This is a genomic window from Nonomuraea sp. NPDC005730 (assembly GCF_040630865.1).
Lineage (GTDB): Bacteria > Actinomycetota > Actinomycetes > Streptosporangiales > Streptosporangiaceae > Nonomuraea.
Genome location: NZ_JBEXYK010000123.1, coordinates 1 through 9,196, shown reverse-complemented (window position 1 = coordinate 9,196; position 9,196 = coordinate 1). Strand labels below are relative to the sequence as shown.

Annotated in this window: 9 protein-coding genes; 3 read left to right on the top strand and 6 right to left on the bottom strand. The window is 69.1% G+C overall.

Going from position 1 to position 9,196, the window contains the following annotated elements; genetic code table 11:
- On the bottom strand, window positions 1–362 hold a 362-nt coding region (locus ABZ444_RS51050), incomplete at its 3' end, for a Tn3 family transposase (RefSeq protein ID WP_358012590.1).
- A 99-nt stretch (window positions 363–461) separates the two neighbouring features.
- Window positions 462–1,502, bottom strand: coding sequence for a nitrilase family protein (locus tag ABZ444_RS51045; RefSeq protein WP_358012588.1), 1,041 nt, complete (start codon window positions 1,500–1,502; stop codon window positions 462–464).
- A gap of 95 nt (window positions 1,503–1,597) precedes the next feature.
- Here ABZ444_RS51045 and ABZ444_RS51040 point away from each other — a divergent pair, with 95 nt between their 5' ends.
- The gene (locus tag ABZ444_RS51040; RefSeq protein ID WP_358012586.1) at window positions 1,598–2,494 is read left to right on the top strand and encodes a LysR substrate-binding domain-containing protein; all 897 of its coding nucleotides are present in this window, start codon (window positions 1,598–1,600) and stop codon (window positions 2,492–2,494) included.
- Window positions 2,495–2,552: 58 nt separating this feature from the next.
- Here the strand turns inward: ABZ444_RS51040 and ABZ444_RS51035 are convergent, their stop codons facing one another.
- From ABZ444_RS51035 to ABZ444_RS51025, 3 genes are all read right to left on the bottom strand, one after another.
- A complete protein-coding gene (locus ABZ444_RS51035; protein WP_358012584.1) occupies window positions 2,553–3,806 on the bottom strand; it encodes a hypothetical protein in 1,254 nt (417 codons plus the stop codon).
- A 126-nt stretch (window positions 3,807–3,932) separates the two neighbouring features.
- Window positions 3,933–4,850 carry a MarR family winged helix-turn-helix transcriptional regulator gene (locus ABZ444_RS51030; protein WP_358012582.1) on the bottom strand — a complete coding sequence of 306 codons (918 nt, stop codon included), beginning with the start codon at window positions 4,848–4,850 and terminating at the stop codon, window positions 3,933–3,935.
- Window positions 4,851–4,959: 109 nt separating this feature from the next.
- Window positions 4,960–6,630 carry a DUF4328 domain-containing protein gene (locus tag ABZ444_RS51025; RefSeq protein ID WP_358012580.1) on the bottom strand — a complete coding sequence of 557 codons (1,671 nt, stop codon included), beginning with the start codon at window positions 6,628–6,630 and terminating at the stop codon, window positions 4,960–4,962.
- Window positions 6,631–6,790: 160 nt separating this feature from the next.
- On the opposite strand from ABZ444_RS51025, the gene ABZ444_RS51020 reads away from it, so the two are divergent.
- Together ABZ444_RS51020 and ABZ444_RS51015 are read left to right on the top strand one after the other, a co-directional pair.
- Window positions 6,791–7,252, top strand: coding sequence for a nucleoside deaminase (locus tag ABZ444_RS51020; protein WP_358012578.1), 462 nt, complete (start codon window positions 6,791–6,793; stop codon window positions 7,250–7,252).
- A gap of 291 nt (window positions 7,253–7,543) precedes the next feature.
- On the top strand, window positions 7,544–8,044 hold the full coding sequence (locus ABZ444_RS51015; protein WP_358012576.1) for a DUF2165 domain-containing protein: 501 nt from the start codon (window positions 7,544–7,546) through the stop codon (window positions 8,042–8,044).
- 384 nt (window positions 8,045–8,428) lie between these two features.
- On the opposite strand, the gene ABZ444_RS51010 is transcribed toward ABZ444_RS51015, so the two are convergent.
- Window positions 8,429–9,196 (bottom strand): proprotein convertase P-domain-containing protein (locus ABZ444_RS51010; protein WP_358012574.1); only part of this gene is annotated, 768 nt, incomplete at its 5' end.

Genomic DNA, 9,196 nt, shown 5'->3' with positions numbered 1-9,196 from the left:
TCAGGCGACCAGGTCGAGGTCAAGACGGCGGCCCATGTCGATGTCGATCGTGCCGTAGAGGTTGGCGTTGGACCAGAACAGCGGTGAAGGCCTCGCTTGTCGGCGTCGGTCATCTTCTTCTGCCAGGCGGGGCCCTTGAGGACGGACTGAACCAGCAAAGTGTTGATGAAGACCAGCGCCGACTGGAGCAGGTGAAGGCTGAGCATGGAGACCTCCTGATGCTCCTTGTCGCCGCCGGGGACGGTGCCGGCGCTGCCGTAGAACAGATCGGTGTTGGCCGAATTCCAGTTCTCCACGACCTGCAGCCCCTCGTGGATCTCGCGGCGCAGCCCCTCGAAGGCGACGTACTCGGCGACGAACACGCTCTTGACCGCCTTGCCGGCCTCGGGGTCGCCTTGATACTCAGTGGCGCGGCAGACCGGGGACTTCGCCGTCGAGCCGGCCCGTACAGCGCGGGAGACTCAGCCCTCGGCCGACGCTTCGGCGCCGCCGGAGGTGCGGAGTAGTGGCACCGGGTCGGTGGCGAACCGGGCGGCGCGAGGCTCACGCTCATCTCCGAACCGGTGGGTGAGGATGCCGTAGAGTTCCGGGCGTCGTCCCTGGATCCATCGGCGGCCGGTCGAGAGTGGCAGCAAGGTGAGGTCGAGGTCCGCGGTCACCATGTCGTCACCGGCCTTCCAGGTTTCGCCGAGGATGCGGCCGTAGGGGTCGATGATCATCGCGTTGCCGGTGCGGATCTCGTCGTCGTCTTCGCCGATGCCGTTGCTGAACAGGACGAACAGCCCGTTGTCATGAGCGCGGGCGGGCAGCCAGCGCATCAGCCACTGGCGTCCGCTGGGGCCGCGCAGCTCGGCCTCGATCGCCTCCGGGGCGCCGTGCCGGTTCCGCCAGAGCTCCACGGGGATCGGGCGCATCCCGTGCGGGCTGCGCGAGGCGGTGCCGCCGGTCTGGTGCGGCGCCACCAGGATCGAGGCGCCCATCAGCGCTGTGGCGCGGACGTTCTCGACCAGGTTGTTGTCCCAGCAGATGAGAATGCCCATGCGGACGCCCCAGGGGGTGTCGAAGACGGTGTAGGCGTCGCCGCTGCTGATCGCCGGGTGCTCGAAGGCGTGCAGCTTGCGATGACGATGGACGCGTCCGTCCGGGAGGCAGAGGGCATAGCTGTTGAACAGCCGGCCTTCCGCGTCGCTCTCCAGGAAGCCGACTCCCACCGCGACGCCGTGCTCGGCCGCCAGCGCGCGGACGGCGGTGACGGACGGACCGGCCACCGGCTCGGCGAGTTCCCGCAACCGCTCGGGCGTATGGCGGCGGAGATGCCAGTACCCCAGCAGGCACATTTCCGGGAAGGCGACGACCTGCACGCCATCCGCGCTCGCCACGCGCACGTAGTGCTCGACCTGCGCCAGGTTGTACGCCTTGTCATCGGGCCGATGCTCGAACTGCACGGTCGCGCACCGCAATGTCGGCGTGGGCATCTCGGCCGCTTCATCGTTCCGTGCCATCGCGAACCTCCGGATACTTGGGTGGTTCACCAGGAGACCGTATGGGCATCCCATTCGTCCAATGAATCTTTTTCGCTGTTCGATAGAGTTCCGGAATGGATCTGGTTCTGCTTCGCGCCTTCCTCACGGTCGCCGAGCACGGTCACTACGGCCGCGCCGCGCGAACGCTGAGCGTCACCCAGCCGACCCTCACGAAACAGATCCAGTCGTTGGAAGCGCAGGTGGGAGGCCGGCTGTTCGATCGCGGCCGGCACGGCGCCGTACTGACCGACCTGGGCACTGCCCTGCTCCCGGACGCGCAGGCTCTCCTACGGCAAGCGGACGCGCTCACCCGGCGAGTGGCGAGAATGGCCGCCGGCGAGATCGGGAAGCTGGCCGTCGGCTTCGGGCTGTCGAGCATCGACCTGGCCCCTCGGATCGTCGCCGCCTTCCGGCGGCGCCATCCCGACGCGCATGTCACTTTGGATGACATGTCGTCACAGGTCCAGCTTGACCGGATCAACGCGGGCGACCTCGACGTCGGTTTCGTCCGCCTGCCCCTCGAACGCGGATGGGGACGACTGCCACTGGCCGGCGACCGCCTCGCCCTCGCCTGTGCCGACCATGACGACCAGCCTCCGCACGACCTCGGAGATCTCGCCGAATGGGTGGCCCGCCACGACTTCCTCCAGTTGGTGCAGGAGAGAGGGCCTGGACTGGCCCGGCAGATCGACCGCCTGTGCGCCGCCGTCACGGTCCGCCCTGCCATCGTCCAGGAGGCGCAGGACCTGCAGACCGTCCTCGCGCTGGTGGCGGCCGGCGCGGGAGTCGCGTTCGTGCCGGCCAGCGCCCGCCGCATCGCGCCGCCCTCGGTCACGATCACGCCGATTCGCCATCCGGCGGCCGAATGGCAGATTGCCGTGGTGTGGAAGGACGGGCGGCCTCGCCCGTTGACGACCGGTTTCCTGGACCTCGTACGAGAACATGGCCCTCTGGAAGCCGGCGGCTCCTGAGCCGGCTGCCCCGCGACACGTCCGGCTCCAGAGAGCCGGACGCGACGCTGAGGAGACGTCAGGAGACGGTGAGCGTGCCGTTCGGGTCACGGGCGCACGTGACGATCGTGCGGGGCGACGCGGCGAGGGCGCCGGCCAGGCACTGGCCGAGGACCGTGTGGCCGGCGGCGTTGGGGTGCCACGACTCCTGACAGGTCTGGAAGTAGGTGACGCAGGTGTTCGCCGCCCGCTGGATGCCGATCTTGTCCCAACCGGACAGGCTTGTGATGAACGTGCCGGACGGCCCGTCCTGCACCCGGACCGGCGTCGCGAGCGCGCCCGCCGGGCTGCCGGGGTTCTCGCAGAGCCTGGCCCCGTCGAAAGCCCGCTGCACGTCCATTACGCGCAGGTCGGCCGCCGGGCGTTCGGCTGCCAGCGTGGCATACGCGTTCTTGACCAGTGAGCCGAGGTTCTGGGAGAACACGTGCCCGGGGGCGAGGCTCGCACGGTGGATCGGGCACCCGGCGGCGTAGCGCTCGGCGCCGAGGGCACGGAACTTGTCGCGGGTGTCGGTGCGGCCGTCCTCGTCGTAGTACTGCGGGGCGACGTCGGGGGGCAGCGGGTTGGTGTAGGTCTGCAGAATCACCTGGTGGGTGCCGTCGGCGTCGATCTGGTCGAGGGTGTCCAGGATCTGCCGCAGGGCCGCGGTGGTCTCGGTGGTGGCGGCGGCGACCTCGGTGTCGGTGGCCAGGTCCGAGGCGGTGCAGGGCTTCTGCGGCACCTCGCCCTTCAGATAGGCCCAGAACTCCCACCAGCCCGTCCAGGCGTCGGCGATGAAGCGGTTGGCGCACAGCGTGGCCACGTCGCCGAAGGTGAACTGGGTGTTGTTGGAGCCGAGGCCGACGAGGACGACGTCGATGTCGTGCGTCCGGGCGACGGCGCGCAGCTGATCGAGTTGCGAGGCGACGGTGCGGCCCTCGGCCCGCGCGCTTGCGGGGGTGGCGATGTCGGCGGGCTGGGCGCCGGAGCACGCGAGGTTGAAGCGTTGCTGAATGCCCGGGAGCGGCGCCGTGAACACCGAGGCGTTCGCCGAGCGGTGACAGAAGTAGGCGTTGCTGTTGGCCGCCGACCAGCCGGAGAAGGCCTGTGCCGTACCGGAGGCGTCGACGACGGGTTGGTAGTCCCCCGCGCCCTCCCCGCTGATGAAGCTGTCGCCGAGCGCGACGGCGGCGGTGGGCAGAGCCGCCTGCGCCGGTCCACTGTGCGCGGCCTGGATGCCGGCCGCGCTCACCAGGAGCATGACAACCGCGGCGGCACTCTGGAGGAGCCTCATGACCACCTCATTTCATACTTAATAAGTACGAAATACGCATGTGTGGATCACAACATGCCGCACCAACAGCGTCAACATCTGCGCGGGCCAGCTGATGCGTTTCCGTGGTGGTGCGCGCGCGGGTGGTTACTCGACCACCCGTCCCGTCGCCTTCGCTCCATCCATGCGTACGGCCAGGCAGTACACGGTCCTGTAACGAGGCCATTCCTCCGGCAGCGGCGCAAGCTCCGCCGTGTCGATCTCATCCCTTTTCGATTTCTTGATGCGCATCCTGGGAAGACACCCGTTCTCCATGAGCCGCGTCATGTCCGCACCCGGATACGGCCCCTCCGGGAGGACATATGTGGTGGCGAACTCAGCCGAGTGCGGCACGTGGCAGGGGACGACGGTCACCATGTACGTCTGGGGCAAGGGTTCGATGCAGTCGCCGGGTCGTAGCTCGGTGGCGTGAAACCGTTGCGTCCCGGGAATGGTGCTCTGCTGCAGCGGAGTCTGCGGGAGGGCGGCGGGTTCCGGCTGAGCGGACTCGGACGACTCCGCCGGCACCGGGTTAGCTGCGCAGCCGGCGAGCGATATGGCTAAGCAGCATGCGAACAGCAAAGCCTGGTGCCCGTCGCCCGATTGGGCCATCCGGAGCATCGCGAGCAGACCGGCCCGCTGCTCGGCGTCGAGCACGGAGATGATCGGCGCCCCTTCGAACAGAAGCTTCAGCAGGCGCCCCCTGAGCTCCTGCCCGGCCTCCGTGAGGACGAGCCGCTTGGCCCTGCGGTCGTCCGGATCCGGCTCCCTGCGCAGGAGGCCGCCGGCTTCGAGTGAGTCGGCGATCGCGGTGACATGCGAAGGCTCACAGTGCAGGTGACCGGCCATCGTCCCCATGCGCTGAGGCTCCTGCAGCTGAATCACCGTGTGAGCCTGCGGCACGGTGAGCCCGACCGCAGCGGTGACCTGCTCGAAATGCGCCCGCAGAGCCGCATCCGCGGCGAACAGCCGCTCCACGATCTCCTGGCCCTCCGGATCCGGCCATTCGATCAGTATCTCCGCCATGATCCTCACACCCCGGGCATTACTTCGGTGAATGAACTGTTCTACGGCGACGCGCGTCGCGTTCAACCACGCACGGCGGGAGACGACGTGCCGGGTCGGCGCTCGGTGGTCAGCTGCTGAGTCTGGCCGCCTGCATGGCGTCGAGCCGCCGCACGAGCAGAGCGGTGACGATCGCCGTCGGCACGACCGACGCGTGCAGGACCAGGTGGGCCCAGGCGCTCGGCGTGAGCTCGTACATCTGGCTGACGGTGTCGTCCGGCCGGGGTTCGTGGTGTGTGGTGAGGAGTGTCGTCCACTCGATCCAGAACAGGGGCCAGGTCAGGAAGGTGACCAGCCACAGGGCCCACCAGGTGTGCAGGAGACCGGCCGGGGCCGTCGTGCCGCTGCGTCCAGGGGGGCTGGCGGCGTGCCAGATGTCGTCGGCGATCTGCTTGGGCAGCCACAGGTTGCCGATCGGGACGAACCAGCCGTACACGGCCATGGAGGGGCGGTAGCGCAGCCGGCCGGGAGCGAGTCTTTCGGCGACGACTCGTACCCGGTGGAACCAGAGCAGCCAGCACGCCGTCAATCCCAGCCCGGAGACGATCTGGGCCACCGACATGATCTGGCTGACCATCTCGTTGAAATCGCGGATGCCGTCGTAGGTCTCCGCGTCGTGCCACCGTCCCGCATCGTCGGCAACATCGAACTGGTAGATCACTGTGCTCACGGAGACCAAGGCGAAGAAGGCAAGCGCCACATAGGCGGCGATCCGGTAGCCGGTGGCGGGGAGCAGGGGGTCGCGGCCGCGCATACGGCGGCGTTCGTTGACCAACAAGGGCTGGGGATCCGCGCGGCTGGGCGAGGGCGGCGCCGTCGTTCGGGGGCCGCCGCCGGTCGCGACGGCCGGGTCGTGAAGGGCGGTCAGCGCCAGGGTCCGGCGCTCGGCGATGACCTGGGTGAGCGCCTGCGGCAGCCACCGCCCCCGGTCGGGCGAAGCGAGCGTGGTGAGCTGGGCCAGCACCTGCTCCAGGCTGGGCCGGGCGGCGGGGTCCTTGGCCAGGCAGGCCGCCACCAGAGCGGCCAAGGGGGCGGGCACTCCCTGAAGGTCGGGCTCGGCGTGCACCACGCGGAAGACGACCGCGTGGACGGGCCCCGTCCCGAAGGGGCTGCGGCCGGTCACGGCGAAGGCGAGCACGCAGCCGAGCGAGAACACGTCCGAGGGCGGCCCGACCTGCTGGGCCATGGCCTGTTCGGGGGACATGAACGCGGCGGTGCCCAGCACCGTGGAGGTCTGGGTGTGGCTGGTGGCGTCCAGGGCACGGGCGATGCCGAAGTCGATCAGGCGGGGCCCGTCCTCGGCGAGGATGACGTTGGCGGGTTTGAGGTCGCGGTGCACCATCTCGCAGGCGTGCACCGCGGCGAGTCCTTCGGCCAGCCCGGCTCCCAGCACCGCGGCCGACTCCAGAGGGAGCGGCCCATGCTCTTCGACGGCCTGCTGCAGGGAGGGACCGGGAATGTAGGCCGTGGCCAGCCACGGCCGGGCGGCGTCGGTGTCGGCGTCCACGACTTGGGCGGTGTAGAAGCCGCCGACCTTGCGGGCGGCCTCCACCTCGGAGGCGAAGCGGCGACGGAAGTCCGCGTTGTCGGCCAGCTCGGGACGTACCACCTTGACGGCCACCAGGCGCCCGCCAGGGGAACGCCCCAGGAACACCTGCCCCATCCCGCCCCCGCCGAGCCGTGCGTGCAGCCGATAGGGGCCCATATGGGGCGAGTCGCCGTCGCGCAGGGGGTTGGCCATGGCACCGCTTCCGTGTTGAGTTCCTTGCCGGCTGGTATTGATCATCCCAAAAGGTGCGCTTCCCGGAGGAGTTCTGGCGCGCACTCAGCCTTCTCCAAGGCCGTGGGAGGGGATGACGACACCAGCAGACCGGAGCACCACCTTCGCCAGGAGGGCAGCCATGAGGGACGAGCCGCAGTGGCCGAACGACGACGCCATGATGCAGATCGCGATCGAGGAGGCGCAGACGGGGTTCGGCCAGGGCGGGATCCCCGTCGGCGCGGTGCTCGCCACCCCCACCGCCCTGCTCGGGGCAGGTCACAACGAGCGCGTCCAGCGAGGCGATCCGACGGCGCACGGCGAGATGTCCTGCCTGCGCGCCGCAGGATCCCGATCCTCCTACGCCGGCACGACGTTGTACACGACGTTGTCGCCGTGCCCGATGTGCAGCGGAGCGATCGTCCTGTTCCAGATCCCGCGGGTGATCATCGCCGAACGGGTGACCTACACGGGGGATGTCGACTTCCTGCGCGGACACGGCGTCGACGTCGACGTCCGGGCCGATGAGCGATGCGTCGCGCTGATGTCGGAGTTCCAGCGGCGCTCACCCCAGCTCTGGAGCGACGACATCGGCGGCCGGTGAGCCGCATCCAGCACCTGTCGCGCCGCCGAGCGCGGGCCCGTGCGCTCGATGAGTGATTTGCGGAGTCGGCTACTATAAGTCACGTTGTTCCACCTCAGGCTGAGGGGCCCGCGACGTCACCACCAGTGACGGAGCCAGTGGAGCGGCCCGGCGAGTTCCTCCACGCCGGGCGAGCGGGCCCCGTGGATCTTTCCCTTTTCAGGACACCTCCTCTGGGCTCGTGTGCTCATTCGATCAGAGATGTCAAAGGAAAGAACCTTGGCCCGCTTCGACACCATCGTCGCTCTTCGCTTGGCGAAGGCATTGCTCACCTTCACCGTCGGCGGCTTCGCGCTGCTCGTCGTGTTCGGCAACCTCACCGACTACGGCACGAACTTCGAGTTCGTCCGGCACGTGCTGGCCATGGACGCGCAGAAGCCCGAGCTCGCCGCGGTCAGCCAGATCAACTACCGCGCCATCCCGTGGACGTGGGCGCACCACGTCGCCTACCTCGGCGTCATCCTCACCGAGGCGGTCATCATGGTGACCTGTCTCGTGTCGGCCTGGCAGCAGGTCAGGGCCGTCGGCGGCGACGACGCCGCCTTCCAGCGGTCCAAGCGATGGGGCGTGGTCGGCTGCACGGTCGCCCTGCTGCTGTGGTTCTTCGGCTTCCAGGCCATCGGCGGCGAATGGTTCGGCATGTGGATGAACGGCACCTGGAACGGCATCCCCGACGCGGTACGGCTGTGCACGTACATCGGGATCGTGCTGATCTTCCTCAGCCTCCGCAACGACACCCGCGAGAGCGCCTGAGCGGACCGGCGGCCTCCGTCACGGCTGGACGTCGCCGTGACGGAGGCCGTTCAGCAGGAGGGTGAGCAGGCGGTCTAGCGCTACCGCACCCTGGCCATCCATGACACCGACGATCCGGGAACGATCGTCGTCGAGCAGGAGGCCCTCGGGACCAGCGCGACCACCGGGGAGTTCGCGCTGCCCAACCTCCTCGTGCTCACCGTGCACCACGGGCGGATCACCCGTCTGCGCGACTACGTCAACCTCCGGCAACCGCGGCCGCGCTGGGCGGGGAGAGCTGAACGCGGCCCGTCCGGATGAACCCGAAGCTCAGCGCATCCGGGACGACGTGAAGGAGCCCCGGCCGGAGGACCGGCCGGGGCTCGCCACCCCTGATTCCGACGGCTAGAGCGTGATGCTCCAGGTGTCCAGGAAGCCGGTGTCACCGGCGTAGACGTCCCTGATGTCGAGCGTCCAGGTGCCGGCGGCCTGCTGGCTGACCGGGACCGAGAAGGTCCTGGTGCCGTACTGCGTGCAGCTGGTGCCACCGTAGGCGTCGACCAGGTAGTAGGTGCCGTTCGGGCCGCGGAGCCGGATGTTCAGGTCCTCGGCGCAGGTGTGGCTGATCGTGATGGACAACTTGACCGGGGAGATCGCGGTGCCCGTCGCGGTGGAGGTGATCGGGCTCCGGGTGGTGGAGTAGTCCCTGATCTGGTAGTCGGTGTTGTTGGTGAACGTCCGGCCAGGGTTGCCGGTGCCGACCGTGAGGGTGTAGGTCGCGGTGTGCGTGGTGGAGCCGGTGCCGGTCACGGTGATCGGGTAGGTGCCCTGGGCCGTGGAGGCGCCGACCGACAGGGTCAGCGTGGAGGAGTTGCCGGAGGTCACCGAGGCCGGGTTGAAGCTGGCGGTGGTGCCGCTCGGCAGGCCGGAGGCGGTCAGGTTGACGGTCTGGGCGCTGCCCGAGGTCGTCTGGGTGTTGACCGTGGTCGTCGTGGTGGCGCCGGGCTGGACGCTGCCGGAGGACGGGTTGAGCGTGAGGGAGAAGTCGGGGCCGGCGGTGCCGCAGGCCGGCTCATTGGAGGCGGCGGCGACGCTGACGGCGCTCCAGGCGGCCTTGGTGCTGTTGCACTCGGCGCTGTTGGCGCCGTACAGCTCGATGGCCGCGGCCACCGA

Coding starts and splice junctions, on each gene's coding strand:
- ABZ444_RS51045 (WP_358012588.1), bottom strand. CDS start 1,502: ATGGCACGGAACGATGAAGCGGCCGAGATGCCCACGCCGACATTGCGG.
- ABZ444_RS51040 (WP_358012586.1), top strand. CDS start 1,598: ATGGATCTGGTTCTGCTTCGCGCCTTCCTCACGGTCGCCGAGCACGGT.
- ABZ444_RS51035 (WP_358012584.1), bottom strand. CDS start 3,806: ATGAGGCTCCTCCAGAGTGCCGCCGCGGTTGTCATGCTCCTGGTGAGC.
- ABZ444_RS51030 (WP_358012582.1), bottom strand. CDS start 4,850: ATGGCGGAGATACTGATCGAATGGCCGGATCCGGAGGGCCAGGAGATC.
- ABZ444_RS51025 (WP_358012580.1), bottom strand. CDS start 6,630: ATGGCCAACCCCCTGCGCGACGGCGACTCGCCCCATATGGGCCCCTAT.
- ABZ444_RS51020 (WP_358012578.1), top strand. CDS start 6,791: ATGAGGGACGAGCCGCAGTGGCCGAACGACGACGCCATGATGCAGATC.